Here is a 19,828-nt window from a genome sequence, read left to right on the forward strand (position 1 = left end):
AGCATTCTAGACCATTTTGTCCCCCTGCAAGGAAGTATTGGGTATAAAGCTGCTTTGATGAAAGGGCCATGCGATCGCAGATGCTCCACCCAACCTACGTCTAACGCACTATTTTGCGTAGACAGTCTACTACGTGCATTTCAAAAATCAAATACTAGTCCTATATATAAATAAAAGTACGTTAATTATGGAACAAAATGCGACAAGAAATGTCAACTATTTCTTAGTTTGTGGGCTGGGCAATTTAGGGCAGTATTGTGTATCTGTCCTGAAAGAATTTGGCGCAAAGGTAAATGCTATTGAAATCGAAAACATTCAAAAATGGGAAATTACTGACATATCCGATTTAGTAGATAAACTTGTGATTGGTGACTGTCGCCAACCCAAGGTATTAGAACAAGCCGGGATTCACTTTTGTCAAGCAATTTTGATTGTCACCAGTGATGAACGGGTGAATATTGCAGCAGCATTTGCGGCGCGATCGCTTAATCCCAATGTACGCCTAGTCATCCGGTCAGCGCAAGAAAATCTCAATGAATTACTGAGTAAAAAATTAAGGAATTTTGTCGCTTTTGAAGCTACTCAGTTATCTGCTAGAAGTTTTGCAATCGCAGCTTTAAGCAGTGAAACCAGGGGCTTTTTCACTTTAGAAAATCATTTAGTGCGTGTGGTTAGAATCCCGATAGATGTTTCCCATCCTTGGAGCCATTATCACCGACTTCACGACATCAATAATTCCCACCGCCGAGTACTCTTCCATGCTAAAGCAGGGAAACCCCTATCAAAAATATTCTACCAATGGGAACCCGATGCTCAAGTGTTTCCAGGAGATACCATCGCCTATATTGAAGTCAAACAAAACCTCATTCCTCCATCAGCACGATCTGCCAAAAGTGTCAAGCAATTCTGGCAAGCGATTGTTACTACCCTGACAGTGCAAAATCTCCGAAACAAACTAACTCAGTTTTGGAAAGAAAATAGCCAAACCCAGCGTGTAGCAATAGTTTGCAGCATTTTTATGGTGGGATTATTCTTATGTGGGACGCTGCTATACAAACTGCAATATCCCAAAATCACCTTACAGGATGCGATCAATGTTTCCCTAGTTCTAAGCCTTGGTGGCTACGACAACCTGTTTGGAGAAATACAACTGCCCTTTGCCGTTCCTTGGTGGTTGCATCTCTTCAGTATCAGCTTGACTGTGGCAGGTACGATTTTTGTCGGTATTCTCTATGCCATTATGACTGAACGTATCTTAGCTGCCAGATTTCAATTTTCCAAGGGTCGTCTCCCTGTGCCGAAAGCAGATCATATAGTCATAATTGGTTTGGGAAGAGTCGGTCGGCGAGTTGCACAGCTATTGCAAGAACTTAAGCAACCGTTAGTGGGAGTTCATGCCACTGACTTGGAACCAGGAGTATTACCCCAAATGCCGCTAATTGTCGGAAATATTACCAATGCTCTTAATAAAGTCAATATAACCACTGCCAAAAGCGTCATTGTTGTGACTGATGATGAGGTAGCAAACTTAGAAATTGCCTTGAGAACCCACGCTGCTAACCCCACAGCCAGTTTGGCTATCCGCACCTTTGACCCGCGTTTTGGCGAGAATGTCGCGCAACTGCTGCCCTATGCTAGGGTTATGGACGTTTATGCACTTGCGGCGGAAGCATTTGTGGCGGCAGCATTTGGGGAAAATATCCTCAATTTATTTCGTTTAAATAACCAAACTATACTCGTGACTGAATATCAAATTGAAGCCGACGATACCCTTAACGGACGATTGCTGGCAGATATTGCTTACGGCTACGGATTATTACCAATTTTACACGCCAAAGCTACCGATCAAACTGCAAAGTTTATGCCCTCTGATGATATCAAGCTGAGAGTAGGCGATCGCTTGGTGGTTTTAGGAACAATTGAAGGATTGCAACGAGTAGAACGAGGAAGCATTCCAGTCGGTCAATGGTTAGTGCGAGTAGAGAAAGCAGTATCATCTGAAGCAGCTTTTGAAGGAGCAAACGTCATCTTGCGGGTGTGTGGTTGTGATATGCAGCTAGCTAGAACTCTGATGAAGCAACTACCCGAAACTCTACAATATCCCCTCTACAAACACCAAGCCCAGCGCTTGGTAAGTGAATTAAGTAAGTCTCAAGTTCTAGCTCATATAGTTCGTATTGTTTAGAAGGAATGCCTTACGAATTATCACTCTTAGGCTTTCCAACTCAAAAACCGGGCATAAATATAAGCGATCGCTTCATCAAGAATTTCCCGCACGCCTTGGCTAGAATCCCACCATTTCCTTGGATCGTAATCTTGCGTTTCGGCAGCAATTACACCAACTCGGATCTGAGGAGTCAGTATTTTGTTAAAAAGAAACCAACTCCTACGGGCATGAACGTCCAAGGAAAAAATGTTAATTGATTCTATCTTCAAATTTGAATTGGATAGCCAGCGATGAAATTCGGCAGCAGAGGCATAACTACGATCCCTAACGACAAAAGGTGTCGGAACAGCTACCACCTTTTCTGATTCTAAACCGAGTTTTATGAAGGTGGCGGCTGACACGTCTGCAAAGTTCTTGTATCCGGTAAGATAAGTTCCTTTTCCTAATGTGCCTCCCGTAGTAATTATTTGACGGTAAGAACCTTTTTTAAATTCAGTTAAAGCTTCTTCTATAGCGTAATCTGGCAGCCATCCTTCAACAATTAATACTTCTGCTGATTTGATCGGGGAATTTACGGCGAGAAATGAGTGGACATGAGTAATAATGAAAAATATTAAATAAGCAATCAAAGCGATCGCGATCGCCCACCCTTGAGCTGTTAGTGTCCACATTTCTTGGCGTTTTATTAGTTTGATTGTTGGAAATTTTTTACGCCGACGATTTTTTGTCTGCATTAAACCTTAGCTAAACGTTGTTCTTTTAAGTAAGTAAACACAGACTTATCTCCAATATCAGCAGGAATTGCTTGCACTGTCTTTCGCAGGGCAAAGACCAAAAACAACGTCGCCCAAATTCCTAATAAAATACTTTCTCCCTGAGTTGGTACAATTCCCACCAAATGTCCCAACAACAGTAGCGGTACTGTTAGGGTTAGTACTTTGGTTTCCAGGCGATTGAAGCAAAAAGCCTCTTTAAAATAAATGCCTGTCAAAGCTACGAAGATAAAACCAACTCCGAATAAGGTTAGAGGCTGATTATAAACTGTAATAGCCAAAGGTTGACTATTAAACAGTACCAGGAGCGCTGATGATATACTACCGATCGCCCAAAAAACTTGCAACATTCGGTGCACTGATGCCATATAAATATGAATGGTAAATAAACTTACACCGAGAGCGAGACTAAAACAAGCATATAAAGGCGTTAGCACAGTTACAACAGTCGGATTATTGTTGAGTAAAACCAAAGCGCTGCCTATTGCAAAGCTCAGTGCGGCTACCATTAGCCCAGCGCGGTAGATAATTACACCAATGCGATCGCTCTGAGTAATCGTAAATTCCCCAAACTGGCCTTGATAAACTTCTGGTGCAGATAGTGTTTGTGTAGTCATAGTTTGCTGATGATGATTGTTTGGTGTATGTATTAATCTTGACGATTATCAAAAAAAGCTAAAATATACAGCTATGTGGTAAGGGTTAGACTAAATTCGACCTGGGGCATTTAAAGTAATCAGAAGCATTTAAAAATGGCAAAGAATAATTAGACTGTTCTTACACTAACTTTACTAATCACAGCAAGTTTTATAGGTATATTTGCTGTTTTGGGCTGGATTGGATATTCGTTAACGCAGTCTAAGTCTGAGATCAAAAGCCCAGGAAGCACTGATTTAGTTAACACGAGTTCTAATTCTAGCTCATTGAAGCAAATAGAAATTACCACAGCCCGCAATGTCGATTACAGCCAGTTGCAGAAATATTTACAAAGCAAAGATTGGCAAGGGGCTAACCGAGAAACCTATCTAAGAATGCTAGACGTTGCAGGGACTAAGGCACAAGCGGAGGGTGTTATTGGAAAAGATGAAATGAAGGCACTTTCGTGTGTTGATTTAAGATGCCGCACTCACGAGGTGCGGTATTTAAGTTAGCACAACTTGAAGCGTTGCTTGCCAATCTAAATGTAGCTGTGAGTGAGCATTGCCGCTATTGACGGCAATTTCTACCCAACCGTGACTACCAACTAAAGCTATTATCTCTCCAACCTTGACATTACTGTAAGTTTCACAGCCTGGTATGGTCAACCCAGCAACTTGTACATACCAAGTTTTGCCCTGCACGTAACTCCCTGGAATGTTGCTTATTAAGTTGCCAAAGTGGTCAATATATTGAATACAACCCACTACACCAGTTTTTGTCTGCTTACAGTCGCCTATATTTATCTGTAGCAAACTTGCTGGATTAATTTCTTGTCCTAGCTGTTTGATAGAGACACCACTGGCAAGATTAGCTCCCACTGGTGCAAAGATATCCCTACCGTGAAAAGTCCTGCTTGGTTGAGGAGTTCGCCAATAATCAGGGTTTGTGAGTTCCACTGCTGCGTAGGCGTAGCCCGTCGTAGACATCGCCTGGCTTTGACTTAGCACTCCACTGAATATACCATTATCTGGCCCGACTAAAAACCCTTGAGCAAATTCTACTGCGATCGCCCGTCGCCTACCTCCCACACCCGGATCTACCACCGCCACATGCACTGTCCCAACGGGGAAATAAGGGTAAGCGTTCATCAGGCAAAACCGGGCGGCGGCAAGATTTTGCGGCGGAATTTGGTGCGTTAAGTCTACTACTGTGAGTCTGGGGTTGATTTGGGCTATGACTCCCTTCATCACGCCTACATACACATCGCGATCGCCGAAATCGCTCAACAAAGTTAAGAGGGGTTGTTGACCTATCTGGTTGTTAGGCATAATTTAGGTAAAATATGGATCAAGTCATAAATTTCTGTAGCAACAGCTACAAAATATGTGTTATGTTAAGAATACCAGACATAAACCGAAAAATTAAAAAGGGTAATCGCTATGAATCAAAGTAGACTGCAAAGTGCCAGAAAAGCACAAGAAGCTCACAGAGAGAATATTCAAAAAAGCCTAGAGCATCGCTTGCAAGTAGCGAGAGCCAAAGGCGACGAACAGCTGATTCGTCAACTGGAAGCTGAGATGAGGTATTCCAGCTAAATCAAGTTTTCATTGTTCCTAGTTTGTTGTGTAACCCCGCTTCGGCGGGTTTTTTGTTTTTAGGTACACCAAGGCAGTTTCAACGTGCAAAGTCAATTCGGTCATCAGCCTAAATTTAAGTAAAACTTTCTCTACCAAACTTTACTCATATTTAGAATAAACCCAGGCAATATCAACTCGCCGCTAACAGTCGCAGGATTATCTAAACACTCTTGTGGCAATCCAGGACGATAAATATAGACTTTACGCTGCTTACGGTCAATCAACCAGCCTAACTGTATTCCTGGCTCATTCATATATTCCTCCATTTTTTCCTTCAAAGTTTGGAGGTTATCGCTGGGAGATTTGAGTTCAACTACAAAATCTGGACAAATAGGAGCAAACCTTTGCTGTTGTTCTGCTGTGAGAATATTCCACCGTTCTAGTTTAATCCAGGAAGCATCTGGCGAGCGCTCTGCACCTGTTGATAGCTTAAATCCGGTACTAGAGCTAAAAGTTATACCTGTACCATCTTGTTCTGACCACACCCATAGCTGTCCTGAGATATTACCTTCTCGGTTTCCTGTCTCTGAACCAGTCGGAGGCATAATTAGCAATTCTCCAAATTTATTTCGCTCAATGCGTAAATCACGATTAATCTGACAGAACTCAAAAAATTGTTCGTCTGTCATTTTCATTGATGGCGGAATTTGTAAAACTAAAGCAGATGAAAACATCGGGATTTTCTCCAGGTTCGGATGCCTAGCCACTGACTTTATTTTCACGCAAATAAGAAAAGACGCGAAGATATAACTTTGCGCCTTTGCTTTTTTATCCGAAATTATTTTCAGATTTACTTGTTAGGCTGAGGAGTTAGCCGCAGATAAGGTTTAACTTCCTGGTATCCTTTGGGGAATTTCTCTTTGAGTACTTCTGGATCTTTCAGCGAGGGGACAATTACGACATCCTCTCCATCTTTCCAGTCAGCTGGTGTTGCTACGCTGTAGTTATCAGTCAATTGCAGAGAATCAATCACCCGCAAAAGTTCATCAAAGTTGCGTCCCGTGCTGGGTGGGTATGTGAAAGTGAGACGGAGTTTCTTATTGGGGTCAATTACGAAAACCGATCGCACTGTCACAGACGCGTTGGCATTAGGGTGGATCATGTCGTAAAGCTCAGAAACCTTGCGATCGGCATCTGCCAAAATTGGGTAGTTGAGGGTGGTGCTTTGAGTTTCTTCAATGTCTCCCACCCAGCCTTTGTGGGATTCTACATCATCAACACTGAGTGCGATCGCTTTGACATTGCGCTTGTCAAATTCTGGTTTTAGCTTGGCAACTGTGCCTAATTCGGTCGTGCAAACAGGTGTAAAATCAGCAGGGTGAGAAAACAGCACAACCCAGCTGTCACCTGCCCATTCATAAAAATCAATGTCGCCGTGTGTGGAGGCTTGCGTAAAGTTGGGTACTGTGTCACCTAGACGAAGAGCCATGTGAGATTCCCTGTATTTAGAAAAGCAGATGTGTTCTACTTTGCCATCATGACATAAAACTCCGATTTCCCAATCGGACTTTAGCTGTTTGAAACAAAATTTTAGGTTGTCACCACTCTTGGATATCGGAATGAGAAAAGGGGACAACCCCAGCCGGATAGTCTAAGAGGTTGTTTGAAAAGTATTTGGCTGTGATTTTAAGGCACTTCTAGATCCCCCCTAGCCCCCCTTAAAAAGGGGGGAAAACTTCTTAAAGTCCCCCTTTTTAAGGGGGATTTAGGGGGATCTAGAACGTTTTGATACCTGCAATAGGACTTTTCAAACATCCTCTAAGGTAAATCTTCGAGTTCACTTGTCAATCTAGGGCTAAGAGAAATGGATTCAATCTCTGGAAAGAATTAAGATCCTTCAATTAGGGAGTCTTAAATGGACTATTGTTGGGTGGGAGAGTAGGCACAATTGGGTTAATGCTAGGTATAGGAGTAGGCTCTACTTTTTTGATGACTGTGATTGCAAATCCTCTCTGTTGAGGCTGTTGCTTACCAGATACATCATTAACTTGGAGTGCGATTTGAGGTGGAAAGGCTAAATTGACTGGAAGCCGCTTTGAGCCACTTAATGGAACATCATCGCCGTATGGCTGAAGTTTAACTTGAATATTTTCTCCTTCCACTCTCCAACTCAGAGTGGCAGTTGTTCCTTCGTTGAGTTCTAGATTTTGTTGCTCACTACCGTTGATTGTGAAAGAAACAATCTTAAATGGTTTCGGTAATATTTCTATTTTAGATTCAGTTTTTTTAGAATCAATTTTTTGACTTCCGTTGTTAGGAAAAGCTTTGATTTCAAAGGCAAATTTTCCTGCCTTATATGCTGGTAGAGGAATATTTGTACATCGGAGTTGTTGATTTTGTTGTGTACAGAGTTTTTGGAGTTTAGGGTCAGTAATATTTCCTTGAGTAAACTTATAAGCAATCGGTTCACCATAGGATGTACCATCATCTGCACTACCGATAATTTGAATTTGTGCCAGTAATAATGGACGTGCGATCGCCCAACTTAAGAGAATATTTTGACCTTTTATATACTGTGTTTTATCTGGTTGAAAATTAATCACTTGAGCAATTTGCTTTTCAGCTATTTCTACTTGGGTTGTTTGGCTAGCTACCTGGTTCTTTGGAGAAAATAACTGGATACCATTACGATAAAAAGCTTGTAACTCAAAAGTGTAATTCCCTTTGGTTTTTACTCCAGTTTTAACATTGCTACAAATTAACTCTTGTTTCTCTTGCACCTGACAAGGAGGTATTTCATTAGCGCTTCCTTTACCTAATGACTCAGGAATGCCATTGCTGAAATCATAGCTAATAGGCTGAATAGGTTGCGAACCTTTGGCCGTCAGAACCAACTTTTGCAACTGTTGATAATTGTGAATGTCCCACTTCAAAGCTACCTCATCCTCCTCTTCAGTAATCCGAGGATTATTGGCACTAAAATTTTCTAATCTCAAAGGATCAGGGCTTAAAATTCGCCAAATGATAAATCCTATCCCTCCCAATAATCCTAAAATCCCCAAAAGCAACAGAAGAAATTGCCACAAAGGACGGGGTTTCCACACCAAAGTTCCCTGAGGCAATGTGTTAGGTAAGGGTAAATTTTGTTGGTCTTTGATATCAACTTTAAAGTTGACAACTAGCCCTGTACCAAACCACGGACGTCGCCACCAAGGTCTGGGTTTGACTGTCAAATTAGTTTCAGCGCTCCTGTTAGGTAATAACCTTACCTCAGTAGGCTCAAATTTGTAAGTATATAGTTCTTCTTCGTCTCGGCTTTCTAGGCTTAATATCAGTTCGCGAACAATATTTCCCCGGTTAGATAGTGATAATTCGTACTTGCCAAGCTTACGGCTAACTTGCCCCAAGATAGTATTAAATTCTATATCTAGGCGATAATTTGTCGGAATTTGGATATATACCAAATCCAGTAACACTAAGTCGGGAGAATTTTCCGAATACAAGCGGATTGTCGGAGAATAGCTTCCCGCGAGAGTATCCCCAGGTGGGTGAAATTTCAAGAATATTTGACCTTGAATACCAGGGTTGAGTTCTAGTGCAGTTACCTGAGACACTAATCCTTGACCCTCAAATCCAGTTGCAAGATAATTGATTGTAAACCAGTCTTCGTCTAAATCTGGGCAACTCAAGCGGAACCTGTCTACGAGATAAGAGCGGTTATCAACTATCACCTCTACTTGCAGAAGCTCACTCGGATTAAAAATTAGCGGCTTGTTGGGGTTAGTGTTAGGTCTAATGGAAAATGTCGGGTCATTTAACCGAATAGCAGTCTGTTCTTTTAGCAGAACCTTAATTTGGTTTGGGAAGGTTATGGGAGTGTCTTGGGGATAATGTTGAGGGGAATCTACAACTAATGTATAGTCATAGGTTCCTGGAAGAGCATCAGCGCCAATTTTAAACTCAAATGTTACTTCGTCGCTGTTTTGTTGGGGAGCTAATGCTAAACTTTCTCTTGGAGAACTAGACCAACCGGTTAAATTTTGAAATACTTCGTCAAAAACAAAATATAAGTCAATAACAGCACTCTGATCTCCCTGATTGATCACAACAACATGAAGATCAATGGTATCTCCTGGCATTCCAAATTGAATTCCAGGGGGGTTGATAATAACTTGCAGTGGATTGAATTTAGCTTGCATGTCATCGACTTCCTTATTTGATGCGGTGTAGTTTGACCTGAAAATCTTCACTACCACTCACAATCATGGTTCCTTGATTAGTTTTCAAGTCGATACTATTAATTTTTTTAGAACTTTGGTAAACTGTTTTACCTTCTGCTGCTTTTGTTTTGTCGAGCTTATGTTCGGGGGTTAAGTACCAAGCCATAACTCGTCCATCATCGCCACCACTTACTAACAGACCACCATCATCACTAAATGCCAAACTACGCACAGATGTTTTTGATGCTGGCCAACGGTCTAATGGCGAGCAATTTAGTTCATTGACTTGTTCTTGAGGATTGGGATTTTTGATAGTTTTACACTGGTTTAAATTCCAAATCGTAATGAATCCCGCAGAATCGGAAGTTGCTAGAATTTTTTCTGCCGAGTTAGGAATAAAAGCCAATCCCCAAACATAGTCTTCACGCCCCACTCTTTCGTCTAGTTTTTCTAGACTTTGCACTGATAAACCTGGGAATTGTTGATTAGATTGAGTTGGATTCCACTGCCACAAGATGAAACGCTTAAAGTTTCCAGCAATTACTAGAGTTTTTGCATCTGGGCTGAGATTTAATGCCCGGACTTGGAAACCTGATAGTTTCAATGTACTTTGTACGTCGATAACTTGTGGTTCTAGCAGAAAATCGCTGTTAGGCGCTGGTCTTGACCATACTCTAACTTTACCACTGCCATAACCACTGAATAAATTAAGTGAGTTTGAGGTGAAAGCTAAATCAAAAACGCGATCGCCTTTTGCTTTTGGGTCTTTAATATCTTGAAGTTGGCTAATCTTTGCGCCTGAGGGGACATCTCTTAGTTCAATTACACCATTATCTAGACCAACAGCAGCACGATTATTTTGTAATGGCATAAAGCGTAAAACTTGTACTGCGTCATCGGTAATTGCCATCAAACCTTTAGGCTGTTGCGGTTTATCACAAGCTACAGGTTGCCCAGGATATGTTACTGTATCGTCGGGGTCTAAGCTATCAGTACCGATTCTCCAAAGTCTTAAGGTGCAATCATCTGAACCACTGACCACTGATAAACCAATGCCACTAAAACGGACTGAATTTACAGAACGTGTATGCATTACATTTCTTGGTTGCAGTATCCATGCTAGGAGTGCGGCTAATAGTGCGATCGCAGCCAATTGTAACCATAGAGGTATAATTGGCAGAGTCTCCACTTCCAATGTCTGCGTAGCCGGGTCTGTACTCCCTAAACGTTGGTCAGATAATTCTGATTTAGCCTCTAGCAACAAAGTTTTGGCTATTCCTATCCAAGGGCGTTTTGTTTTAATATCAAGGATGACTTTAGTTGTCTCTCCTAAATTGAGATGGGCAATTTCGGGAAGCTTTTTGAAACTACATTTTCGTTCGTCTCTACCTTGCACCTGAATATTAATTTGCTGGTTGAGGTTGCTAGCGTTTTTAAATAGTAATTCAAAGGAAGCTGTATCAGATTTCCAGTCAGGCAACCATGCCGATTTACTGGGAATTTTCAGGTGTTTTTGTGTGGTAGTAAAGTCTACAAAACCCACAGGCAAAACTTCAATGTTGCCTTCAGCACTGGTTGGATAACCATTATTGCTAACAGCTTCAATAGTAAAAGGGTAATTTTGACTGGGCGCTTGCACTACAGATGGAGGTTGGCATTGAAATGTAGCTTCTGCTAAACCACCTGGATCTAAAGATAATCGGCGTTCTGCACTGCCAGCTAGCCAAGATGGATCAACGCCTGTAAAACGTAGCACCACCTCCGTAGGTTGTTGCCCCAAGTTCCGCACCCGTACTGGTATATCTACAGAATTGCGGGGATAAACTTGAAACTCTCGTACAGGCAATTCTACACTTAAATGTGTTGGTCTGTTGTCTCGCTCGATTTTCAGGCGCAGCACAAGTCTGGACTGTTGTGCTAATTGCGGTGAAAAAATCTTCACCATCAGGTTGACAGTACCGACAAATCCCGGAATGGGTGTATTGAATACGAAGACTTGAAATATAGTACTACTGCCTGGTGGTTTTGCTGCTGCTACCTCTGGTTCGAGTCGATACCAGCGATATCCTGTATTCCGGGTTTCTCCTGCTGCGGCAATTTCTATCTGAAAATTGACAAAGCGATCGCTGTCATTATTGACAATTACCTCAAAGGAGGCAGGAGTATCACCAGGACGAAAAGTTAGGTTCTGAGTTGAAAGGCTGGCATTAATAACACTTTTTTCCATGCTATTTATTATTTAAAATATCTCTTTATATTTTGGATGGTTAGCAGTATTAGAAATTAATATAGGTTGTTTCCGGCTTCTATTAATCATTCAGTCTGAGCAATGTCTACGACGACGCTCATTCTACGTGGTATTGGAAAAAATCAGCGATCGCTGATCGCAACGGACTTATCTTCTGAACCAACGGACTTGTTTTCTGAACCAACAGACTTGTCTTCTGAACCAACAGACTTGTCTTCTGAACCAACAGACTTGTCTTCTGAACCAACGGACTTGTCTTCTGAACCAACAGACTTGTCTTCTGAACCAACGGACTTGTCTTCTGAACCAACGGCCTTGTCTTCTGAACCAACGGCCTTGTCTTCTGAACCAACGAACTTGTTTTCTGAACCAACGGACTTGTAGTAGCTGTAAGTTTTGCAACTTAGTAAAAATATATACTTATCTAGCTTTACAAAAACTGCAATTTGCTAGATGATAACAACGAATAAGTAAATAATATGTTTTTGCTCTTGGTAATTGTGTGAAACCCTGTAATTATAAGGCTAAGTCGGTTTAAGCTTTTTTATAACCTTAAGCTGGAAGTAACAAAATGGTAACGCTACATAGTTTACACTCCCAAGTAAATCCCGAAATTTTCACCTCCTACACCCATAGTCTAGTCTTCATCGACATGGCGGTTGAAGACTATAGCGGTTTGGTTAACGGCGTGCTTCCCAATACTGAAGTGTTTGTTATCGATTCGACACGTAACGGTGTTGAGCAAATTACGGAAATTCTGACGAATTGCAATAACGAAAATTTAAGCAGTATACATATTGTGTGCCACGGTGCCCCTGGTTACTTACAACTGGGCAACACCCATTTAGGACTCGATACCCTCGACGAATACAGCCAACAACTCCAACAATGGCAGAAGAAATTTTTAGCCTCTTCCAAAACCGATAACTCCTGGAACTTACTCATCTATGGTTGCAATGTAGCTTTTGGTGATGCCGGGGCAGAATTTATAGATAAACTACACCAACTGACAAAAGCGAATATTGCCGCTTCTCGTCAGCCAATTGGTAATGCAGTATTAGGTGGTAGCTGGGAACTGGATGTCCGTACCTCTGATATGGAAGTGAATTTAGCGTTTGCAGAAACGACACGGCAGAATTACGCAGGTGTACTAGCGACGTTTACAGTAAATGATATTGGGGATGTGGATGATGGCGATCGCAACAACGGCATCACTACTTTACGAGAAGCAATTAACTTAGCCAATGCGACTGCTGGGGCAGATGCGATCGCCTTTGGAGGAATATTCACAGATATCACCCCAGATACCATCACCCTCACCTCTGGACAATTGACCATTACTGATGATACCACCATCTTGGGGACTGGGGCATCTCAGCTTACCGTGAGTGGGAATAATGCTTCCAGAGTATTCGAGATATCGGGATTAGCGACAGGTGTCAGTATTGATGGACTGGCGATCGCTAGCGGCGCTATTAGGGTCAATAGAAATTCCATCCTCAGCCTAGCTAACAGCAGTGTATCTGGTAATACAGGAATAACTGGCATCTCCAACAATGGTATCCTCAGTCTTACTAACACCAGCGTCTTTGGCAATACGAAAGGCGGTATCTATAATGGTGGTTTCCTCAGCCTCACTAACAGCAGTGTTTATGGCAATACCGGGGGAACCGCCGTTTACAATGGCAATATTGCGGGAGGCGGCATTTTTAATGACGGTTCTGGTGGAAACTTTGGTACTCTTAACCTAATTAACAGCAGTATCTCTGGCAATACAGCAAACTCTGGCGGTGGCATCTATAATCAAGGCGGTACTCTCAGCCTAACCAATAGCAGTGTCTCTGGCAATACAGCAAATTCTGGCGGTGGCATTTTTAACGGAGATGATGGTGGTTATTCCGCCGGTTCAGTTACTCTAACTAAGAGCACCGTCTCTGGCAATACAGCCTTAGAGGATGGCGGTGGCATCTATAATGGCTACAGCTATGTGGAAACCACCAGGCTCACCCTAATCAATACCACAATTACCAATAACACAGCAGACTCGGATAATGATGGTACTGGCAATGGTGGAGGTGTTATTGTTACCAGTAGCTCTGATAGCGTCAACGTTAGTAATACCATCATTGCAGGTAACTTCGACAACTCCACCTCCGGTGATATACACCCCGATATAGATGGTGGACTGATTGACTCCGGTAATAACCTGATTGGCAATAATACTGGTAGCACTGCCTTTACCACCAGCATCCTCGTCGGCACAAGTGTCAATCCCATTGACCCCAAACTCGGACTACTGCAAAATAACGGTGGTGCAACCTTAACTCATGCGTTACTTGCAGGTAGCCCCGCTATTGATGCTGGCAATAATTCCCTAGTTCCTACTGGTATCACCACTGACCAACGCGGCGCTGGATTTGACCGGATATTCAACGGTGTTGTTGATATTGGTGCTTATGAAGTCCAGCCCCTCATCACCCCGCCACCTGTTAATACTGACACTGTGGTAACTAATACCAACGATTCTGGAGCAGGGTCGTTGCGGCAGGCTATCCTCAATGCCAATGCTACTGCTGGGGCAGATACGATTACCTTTGCGGGTGTGTTCACCGATGCCACCCCGGATATCATCGCCCTCAACTCTGGGAAATTGACGATTACCGATGATATTATTATTTTGGGAACTGGGGCATCTAACCTTACCATTAGCGGTAATAATATCTTAGGCGTGTTCGAGATATTGGGTACAGGAACAGATGCCAGTATTGATGGCTTAAAGATTGCTAATGCCAATGATGCCTTGGGTAGTATTTTGCTCGATAGCAATGCTAGTCTCAGCCTAACTAACAGCATTGTCTCTGATAATATCGGCGCGGTAGGCGGCATCTTTAACCGAGGCATCCTCAGTCTTACTAACACTACTGTCTCTGGTAATAGGGGGTCATCATTAGGCGGGGGCATCTTTAACAAAGGTAACCTAAGCCTAAATAACAGCACTGTCTCTAATAATAGAGTAAACGTCGTTTTAGACTATGCGTATGGCGGCGGCATATTCAACATAGGCAACCTCAGTATAACTAACAGCACTATCTCTAATAATATTGTTGATGCTAGAGGTTTTGAACGGGCAGGCCCTAACCCCTTACCGTCTTACGGCGGCGGAATTTATAACTCAGGCACGGTTAACCTGACCAATAGCACTGTCTCTGGTAGTACAGCGCAAAGCGGTGGCGGCATCTTTAACTCTGGCATCTTTAACCTGAGCAATAGCACTATCTCTGGCAATCAAGCGTACAGCGACGGCGGCGGCATTTCTAACTCAGGCACTCTCACCCTCACCAACAGCACCATTACCAATAACACCGCAGAGGTCTATAACAACAGTACCGACGGTGGAGGCATTTTTAATTCCTCAGATGGCACTGTTATCGTTGGCAACACCATCATTGCAGGCAACTTCGATGATGATCCTAACACTTTCGGGCCTGACGTTTTCGGCAACTTTACCGACATCGGCAATAACTTGATTGGCGATCGCACTGGTAGCACTGGCTTTAGTGCCAGCACCCTCGTCGGTACCAGCGCCAACCCCATCGACCCCAAACTCAGCGCCCTGCAAAATAACGGCGGTGCAACCTTAACTCACGCCTTGCTTGCGGATAGTCCCGCCATTAACGCTGGCAATAATGCCTTACTTCCAGTAAGTATCACCACCGACCAACGCGGCGCAGGATTTGACAGAATATCTGAGGGTACAGTTGATATTGGTGCATTAGAGTTCAACGAGCTGAATGGAACCAATGGCGCTGATAATCTAGTGGGCAACAACTACGGTGAGATAATTAACGCTCAAGCTGGGAACGATATCATCACAGGTAATCAAGGCAACGACATCTTAACTGGTGGCGGCGGCAAAGATAAATTTGTTTACAATTTAGGTGACGGTGTTGATACCATCACCGATTTTGGTGGACTAGGTAAAGGCTCAAATCCCTTAGCAACAATCATTGACGAATTGGATACCCTTAAATTCCAAGGTACTGGATTGACAGCCCGAAATCTGCTACTCACCCAAAATGCTAACAATCTGGAAATCACCTTTGAAGGGGTGGCTGATGACAAAGTTATCCTGCAAAACTTTGCCCTGGAAAACCTAGACAACCTATGGACACTGGGCAATATCGTGTTTAATGGGCAAACCAAAATTCATGACAGCTTTGATGTCTTCAATGCCAACTCTACCCAAAGCACCATCTTCAACAAAAACACAGTCACCTTTCTTAATGATCTGAACAATAATATCGATGGCTTTGACAACTCAGCAGATGTTATTAATGGTCTGGAGGGTGATGACCGCATCAATGGCAAAAGTGGCAACGACCTAATACGCGGTGGTACAGGTAACGATAGTCTGATCGGCGGTGCTGGTAACGACATCCTTGTTAGTGATTTAGGTAATGATAGTCTCATCGGCGGTGTTGGTAATGACATTCTTCTTGGTGATTTAGGTAATGATAGTCTCATCGGTGGCGATGGTAATGACATCCTTCTTGGTGGGAGAGGTAATGATATCTTGACTGGTGGTAGCGGTAATGACCAGTTCATCTATCAAACCTTTAGGGATGTCAGTGATATAATTACTGACTTTAATCAGAGCAAGGATAAGTTAGTCTTCACTGACCTATTTAAAAGCCAGGGCTACACTAGTACCAATCCCATCGGTGATGGCTACCTACAGTTTGTGCAATCGGGTACTTCTACACAAGTTAATTCAAACTATTATCCTTTGACCTTGGTGACTTTGGATAATTTCACTGCGACAAATCTGGTAGTTGGTACTAATGTTATCGTCTAGTTATTATTTTGGGGTTTAGCCGAAATCCGTACAAAAGTGTGATTCGTTCGCTCGAATCCTAGACAGGTGACCCCAGCTATAAGCAGCCAGTACAAAACGTGCTGACTGCTTCGGCAAACTGCTGGTTTTGTTCCATCAATGCCATGTACCCAGATGGTTTTATGGTGACTCTTTCAAAGTAAGGCAATTCTGCTTTCATGCGAAGTTCCTATATCTGAAGCCGACCGAAACGCCGTTTCAAAGTACAAAGACTTGATAGGGTGGTCGTAGCATGATCGATGTAACAAAGCCCTCGGTTTCTGACTAAGGGCTTTTACTTCTTGATGGGTTAATGGACGGCTTAACGACTTAGCGACTTAGACTGCCATCTACGTTTGAGTAGCACCGACGTGCCCAACACACCAAGGAGTGTAATAGTCAATGATGGCTCTGGTACTGCCTGTGTTTGACGCGATTGGATGTATTCTGATAAACCAGTGAGATTATCAGTATTAATTAGGTCAACATTAGCATCGTAGAGCGGCCCCCAAACGCTAGGCGCATCTTGTGGCAGATTCCAGAAGCGCAGGATTTTATTCTCACCATGCACCTGAGCGACAATCTCGTCTAGGGCTGATTTGGTGTCATCAGGGATAGTGCCAGTACCGTCCCAAGCCAAATCGCCATTAAAGAACGTGTTCCAATTGCCACTGATCAGGGAAATGAATTCAGGTGCAATGCCCTTGCCTATATCGTCAGCACGACCATCATAGGTGGCATAGCGCAAATCCTGAGAGAGCATATAATCCCGTGGTCGATTGCCTGAGATAATGACATTAACCGCTCCTTCTTTCATGTCATAGCCGCCAAAGGCATTTTTGGTATATGTCGTGAACAGTCCGGGATTATCAACCACGTAGCTAGCTAAGGAGTTGTGTAAGCGCTGGTAGGTCGAAACATCTTCACTCTTAATGTCAACCAACAACACCAGGGGCGTGCCGTCGGCGTAAATGCCACCGTTGTTTACCTTAGTCGCCAGGTTTCGCAATGGTGTTAGGTATAAATCCTCAAGTGTGGGCAGCGTCGTTGGTTCAGCTACTGGGTCGTGGGCAACGCGCAACTCTGTACCATAGAGCCAGATATCAGCCTCAACGCTGATGAAGCCGTTGTGGAGGGCATCAAAGAGCGGGTACTCGTGTTCATAGTCGTTATGAGCATGGGTGCGCGGTACAGACTCATCGAGCGGATCTATAATTGTATCGGCATAAGCTTGACCAACATAGCAACTTGCTGCGATGACGCCAACAGCCAATGTGCGAATGAGACTTTTCATAGCATATCTTCCTTGAAGTCTTCCCAAAAATAATTGGTTTGGATCTCAGAGCAAGTTAAGATTTAGTAATCTTTTTCTTAAAAAAGTTAGATGTAAAGGTACATGAATTCACCTGGATAGGGAAGAAAATCCCAGCTCGCTTATAACAGGAGCAAGATTGAGAAGTCTGTAGGTCTTCTTAACCAACTTGATGAAAATCCTCCTGAAGCTAATTTAGAAAATCCAGCAATTCATCAAAAAGCGTTATATTCTAGCTTGAGCCTTTGCTGGGTTTCTAGACTTGTGTGTATACTGTAGGCTCTACACACAGAGTTGGCTTCTATGTCATCCTAGAATAAGAGAATTAATTCGGTGACAATGTTTGTTTTGAGTATTCACAGGCTTTTCCTTGTGGTATGGACACATTTCACTCGAATTTTAAATCTCTACACAACGATAATTTTGGAGAGAATTGATGTAAATTTATGTAGGTGACCTCTCTTACCAAGTTACAGAAGAGGATATCAAGGGTGTTTTTGCAGAGTACGGCACTGTAAGGCGTATTCAGGTATCTACTGACCGCGAAACAGGACAACTACGCGGTTTCTCCTTTGTGGAAAGGGGAACTGAAGCTGAAAAAGCCACTGCGATTGAAGCTCTTGATAGTGCTAAATGGATGGGTCGTGACCTCAAAGTTAACAAAGCTTTGCTCAGGGAAGACAGAGGTTCGTTTGGTGGCAACCGGGGAGGATAGGATAGCGGGGGACGTAACCGCTACTAAGCTTTGAAACCGGAAATTTTACAAGTGAGTTTTCAGGTTAAACAAAAAGTCTGTCTTGTTTTGCATTTTAGTCAGCTAGACAGCTTATCATTATGAGCCATTAAGTAAGTCAAATTAGCAGGAGAGATAATGACCCAAATAATAGTGGGTGAAAATGAACACATTGAGTCAGCCTTACGCCGATTTAAGCGAGAAGTTTCCAAAGCGGGGATTTTTCCAGATATGAGGAAGCATCGTCACTTTGAAACACCTATAGAAAAACGCAAGCGTAAAGAAGTTGCCAAGCACAGGCAGGGTAAAAGACGTTTCCGCACTTGAGTTTAATTTAGGTATAAATCAATGCCCTTATAGGATCTATGAGGGCTTTTCTGATCGAAATCAGCATAATATGGGGTTTCCCCCCTGCCACTTTTCCTCTTCGCTGATAATCCTCTTTATTAATTTCTAAACCCATTGCACGGGATCTAACTGATAGTAACGTTGCAGTTGCTCATAAAGTGCAGGATGCTTGGACAGCATTTGCTGTGGCTTTTCAAAGAATGTCTCAGTCGCTACGGCAAAAAATTCTGCGGGATTCGTCGTGCCATAGCTATCCATTACAGTTTTTCCGCCTTGTAGAACATCATGACAGAGTTGTTCATATTCTTGTGTCATGACTTTTGCCCAACTAGCATAGTCTGAGGTTCGTTGTAAAACAGGAACACCCTCGGCTGTACCATCCTCTTGATCTAACTGATGGGCAAATTCGTGAAGTACAACGTTATGTCCATCCTTCCAGTTATTAGTGTCTTGTTTCACCTGTTCCCAAGATACTATTACTTGGTCAGTTGTCCACGACTCACCCAGTCTTGCTACACGCCTTTCCTCAACAACATAATTTCCCATAGATGTCGTTTCCTTAACAATATAAGCGCCCTTATAAATCAGAATTGAGCGAAGTCTGGGGAAATACTTGCCTTGTTCATTAAGTAGAAGTAAACACGCAGTAGAAGCAAGGGTCAGTTTCATTTCCTGCGTTACATGTAATCCTCTACAGCCAATAAATTGCTTTTCGGCTAAGAACACTTGAATATGTCCCTGAAGTCGTCTTCGTTCATCAGGAGAAAGACAGAGGTAAATAGGAAGATTATTCTCAATAATGGTATGAAAAAGTGGGAGGAAAGCACGATGTTTCAAACGGTTTCTTTGGTATTTGATTAAAACGGGATAGACTAAAATCCCAGTAATCATCAGCCCAATAATAAGAAAGACAAGTATTGTTTCAATCATTGACTTGA

General features: G+C 42.7%; 17 protein-coding genes. 7 read left to right on the forward strand and 10 right to left on the reverse strand.

Translation table 11 applies throughout. From position 1 onward, the window contains the following. Positions 1-187: 187 nt before the first annotated feature. Positions 188-2,185 carry a potassium channel family protein gene (locus tag F8S12_RS11040; RefSeq protein WP_196516341.1) on the forward strand — a complete coding sequence of 666 codons (1,998 nt, stop codon included), beginning with the start codon at positions 188-190 and terminating at the stop codon, positions 2,183-2,185. A gap of 26 nt (positions 2,186-2,211) precedes the next feature. Here the strand turns inward: F8S12_RS11040 and F8S12_RS11045 are convergent, their stop codons facing one another. Then, a complete protein-coding gene (locus F8S12_RS11045; protein ID WP_196516342.1) occupies positions 2,212-2,901 on the reverse strand; it encodes a YdcF family protein in 690 nt (229 codons plus the stop codon). Continuing rightward, positions 2,901-3,557 (reverse strand): DUF2301 domain-containing membrane protein, encoded by a 657-nt coding sequence (locus F8S12_RS11050; protein ID WP_196516343.1) that lies wholly within the window; start codon positions 3,555-3,557, stop codon positions 2,901-2,903. The genes F8S12_RS11045 and F8S12_RS11050 overlap by 1 nt, the downstream gene beginning before the upstream one ends. Positions 3,558-3,863: 306 nt before the next feature. Here F8S12_RS11050 and F8S12_RS11055 point away from each other — a divergent pair, with 306 nt between their 5' ends. After that, entirely contained in the window at positions 3,864-4,091 is a 228-nt protein-coding gene (locus F8S12_RS11055) for a GUN4 domain-containing protein (RefSeq protein WP_196516344.1), read from the forward strand. Here the strand turns inward: F8S12_RS11055 and F8S12_RS11060 are convergent. Beyond that, positions 4,083-4,907, reverse strand: coding sequence for an SAM hydrolase/SAM-dependent halogenase family protein (locus F8S12_RS11060; protein ID WP_196516345.1), 825 nt, complete (start codon positions 4,905-4,907; stop codon positions 4,083-4,085). The genes F8S12_RS11055 and F8S12_RS11060 overlap by 9 nt on opposite strands. Positions 4,908-5,018: 111 nt before the next feature. Between F8S12_RS11060 and pirA the strand changes: the two genes are divergently transcribed. Next, positions 5,019-5,174: an arginine synthesis PII-interacting regulator PirA gene (pirA, locus tag F8S12_RS11065; RefSeq protein WP_196516346.1), complete on the forward strand. Its 156-nt coding sequence runs from the start codon at positions 5,019-5,021 to the stop codon at positions 5,172-5,174. Between the two features lie 131 nt (positions 5,175-5,305). Here the strand turns inward: pirA and F8S12_RS11070 are convergent, their stop codons facing one another. The 4 genes from F8S12_RS11070 to F8S12_RS11085 all read right to left on the reverse strand — a co-directional run bounded on the left by F8S12_RS11070 (position 5,306) and on the right by F8S12_RS11085 (position 11,603). Then, positions 5,306-5,890 (reverse strand): Uma2 family endonuclease, encoded by a 585-nt coding sequence (locus F8S12_RS11070; protein ID WP_196516347.1) that lies wholly within the window; start codon positions 5,888-5,890, stop codon positions 5,306-5,308. A 116-nt stretch (positions 5,891-6,006) separates the two neighbouring features. After that, positions 6,007-6,645, reverse strand: a complete 639-nt coding sequence (locus F8S12_RS11075) for a peroxiredoxin (protein ID WP_196516348.1) — start codon at positions 6,643-6,645, stop codon at positions 6,007-6,009. Positions 6,646-7,057: 412 nt separating this feature from the next. Then, complete coding sequence (locus tag F8S12_RS11080; protein WP_196516349.1) at positions 7,058-9,355, reverse strand: COG1470 family protein; 2,298 nt, start codon at positions 9,353-9,355, stop codon at positions 7,058-7,060. A gap of 13 nt (positions 9,356-9,368) precedes the next feature. Further along, entirely contained in the window at positions 9,369-11,603 is a 2,235-nt protein-coding gene (locus F8S12_RS11085) for a hypothetical protein (RefSeq protein WP_196516350.1), read from the reverse strand. 102 nt (positions 11,604-11,705) lie between these two features. Here F8S12_RS11085 and F8S12_RS11090 point away from each other — a divergent pair, with 102 nt between their 5' ends. Both F8S12_RS11090 and F8S12_RS11095 read left to right on the forward strand, forming a co-directional pair. Then, positions 11,706-12,008 carry a hypothetical protein gene (locus F8S12_RS11090; RefSeq protein ID WP_196516351.1) on the forward strand — a complete coding sequence of 101 codons (303 nt, stop codon included), beginning with the start codon at positions 11,706-11,708 and terminating at the stop codon, positions 12,006-12,008. 187 nt (positions 12,009-12,195) lie between these two features. Next, positions 12,196-16,479: a DUF4347 domain-containing protein gene (locus tag F8S12_RS11095; protein WP_230967945.1), complete on the forward strand. Its 4,284-nt coding sequence runs from the start codon at positions 12,196-12,198 to the stop codon at positions 16,477-16,479. 76 nt (positions 16,480-16,555) lie between these two features. On the opposite strand, the gene F8S12_RS41620 is transcribed toward F8S12_RS11095, so the two are convergent. Both F8S12_RS41620 and F8S12_RS11100 read right to left on the reverse strand, forming a co-directional pair. Next, on the reverse strand, positions 16,556-16,678 hold the full coding sequence (locus tag F8S12_RS41620) for a hypothetical protein (RefSeq protein WP_269144803.1): 123 nt from the start codon (positions 16,676-16,678) through the stop codon (positions 16,556-16,558). Positions 16,679-16,819: 141 nt separating this feature from the next. Next, entirely contained in the window at positions 16,820-17,791 is a 972-nt protein-coding gene (locus tag F8S12_RS11100; protein WP_196516352.1) for a hypothetical protein, read from the reverse strand. Positions 17,792-18,251: 460 nt separating this feature from the next. Here F8S12_RS11100 and F8S12_RS11105 point away from each other — a divergent pair, with 460 nt between their 5' ends. Continuing rightward, a complete protein-coding gene (locus F8S12_RS11105; protein WP_331001384.1) occupies positions 18,252-18,524 on the forward strand; it encodes an RNA recognition motif domain-containing protein in 273 nt (90 codons plus the stop codon). Positions 18,525-18,680: 156 nt separating this feature from the next. Further along, positions 18,681-18,869 (forward strand): 30S ribosomal protein S21, encoded by a 189-nt coding sequence (gene rpsU, locus F8S12_RS11110; RefSeq protein ID WP_196516353.1) that lies wholly within the window; start codon positions 18,681-18,683, stop codon positions 18,867-18,869. 126 nt (positions 18,870-18,995) lie between these two features. Here the strand turns inward: rpsU and F8S12_RS11115 are convergent, their stop codons facing one another. Further along, the gene (locus F8S12_RS11115; RefSeq protein ID WP_196516354.1) at positions 18,996-19,820 is read right to left on the reverse strand and encodes a zinc-dependent peptidase; all 825 of its coding nucleotides are present in this window, start codon (positions 19,818-19,820) and stop codon (positions 18,996-18,998) included. Positions 19,821-19,828: the final 8 nt, after the last annotated feature.

The sequence above is a fragment of the Nostoc sp. WHI genome (assembly GCF_015714725.1).
Lineage (GTDB): Bacteria > Cyanobacteriota > Cyanobacteriia > Cyanobacteriales > Nostocaceae > Nostoc.

Bases quoted from the DNA above. Each gene is read 5' to 3' on its own strand.
- F8S12_RS11040 (WP_196516341.1), top strand. From the start codon at position 188: ATGGAACAAAATGCGACAAGAAATGTCAACTATTTCTTAGTTTGTGGG.
- F8S12_RS11045 (WP_196516342.1), bottom strand. From the start codon at position 2,901: ATGCAGACAAAAAATCGTCGGCGTAAAAAATTTCCAACAATCAAACTA.
- F8S12_RS11050 (WP_196516343.1), bottom strand. From the start codon at position 3,557: ATGACTACACAAACACTATCTGCACCAGAAGTTTATCAAGGCCAGTTT.
- F8S12_RS11060 (WP_196516345.1), bottom strand. From the start codon at position 4,907: ATGCCTAACAACCAGATAGGTCAACAACCCCTCTTAACTTTGTTGAGC.
- pirA (WP_196516346.1), top strand. From the start codon at position 5,019: ATGAATCAAAGTAGACTGCAAAGTGCCAGAAAAGCACAAGAAGCTCAC.
- F8S12_RS11070 (WP_196516347.1), bottom strand. From the start codon at position 5,890: ATGTTTTCATCTGCTTTAGTTTTACAAATTCCGCCATCAATGAAAATG.
- F8S12_RS11075 (WP_196516348.1), bottom strand. From the start codon at position 6,645: ATGGCTCTTCGTCTAGGTGACACAGTACCCAACTTTACGCAAGCCTCC.
- F8S12_RS11080 (WP_196516349.1), bottom strand. From the start codon at position 9,355: ATGCAAGCTAAATTCAATCCACTGCAAGTTATTATCAACCCCCCTGGA.
- F8S12_RS11085 (WP_196516350.1), bottom strand. From the start codon at position 11,603: ATGGAAAAAAGTGTTATTAATGCCAGCCTTTCAACTCAGAACCTAACT.
- F8S12_RS11090 (WP_196516351.1), top strand. From the start codon at position 11,706: ATGTCTACGACGACGCTCATTCTACGTGGTATTGGAAAAAATCAGCGA.
- F8S12_RS11095 (WP_230967945.1), top strand. From the start codon at position 12,196: ATGGTAACGCTACATAGTTTACACTCCCAAGTAAATCCCGAAATTTTC.
- F8S12_RS41620 (WP_269144803.1), bottom strand. From the start codon at position 16,678: ATGAAAGCAGAATTGCCTTACTTTGAAAGAGTCACCATAAAACCATCT.
- F8S12_RS11100 (WP_196516352.1), bottom strand. From the start codon at position 17,791: ATGAAAAGTCTCATTCGCACATTGGCTGTTGGCGTCATCGCAGCAAGT.
- rpsU (WP_196516353.1), top strand. From the start codon at position 18,681: ATGACCCAAATAATAGTGGGTGAAAATGAACACATTGAGTCAGCCTTA.
- F8S12_RS11115 (WP_196516354.1), bottom strand. From the start codon at position 19,820: ATGATTGAAACAATACTTGTCTTTCTTATTATTGGGCTGATGATTACT.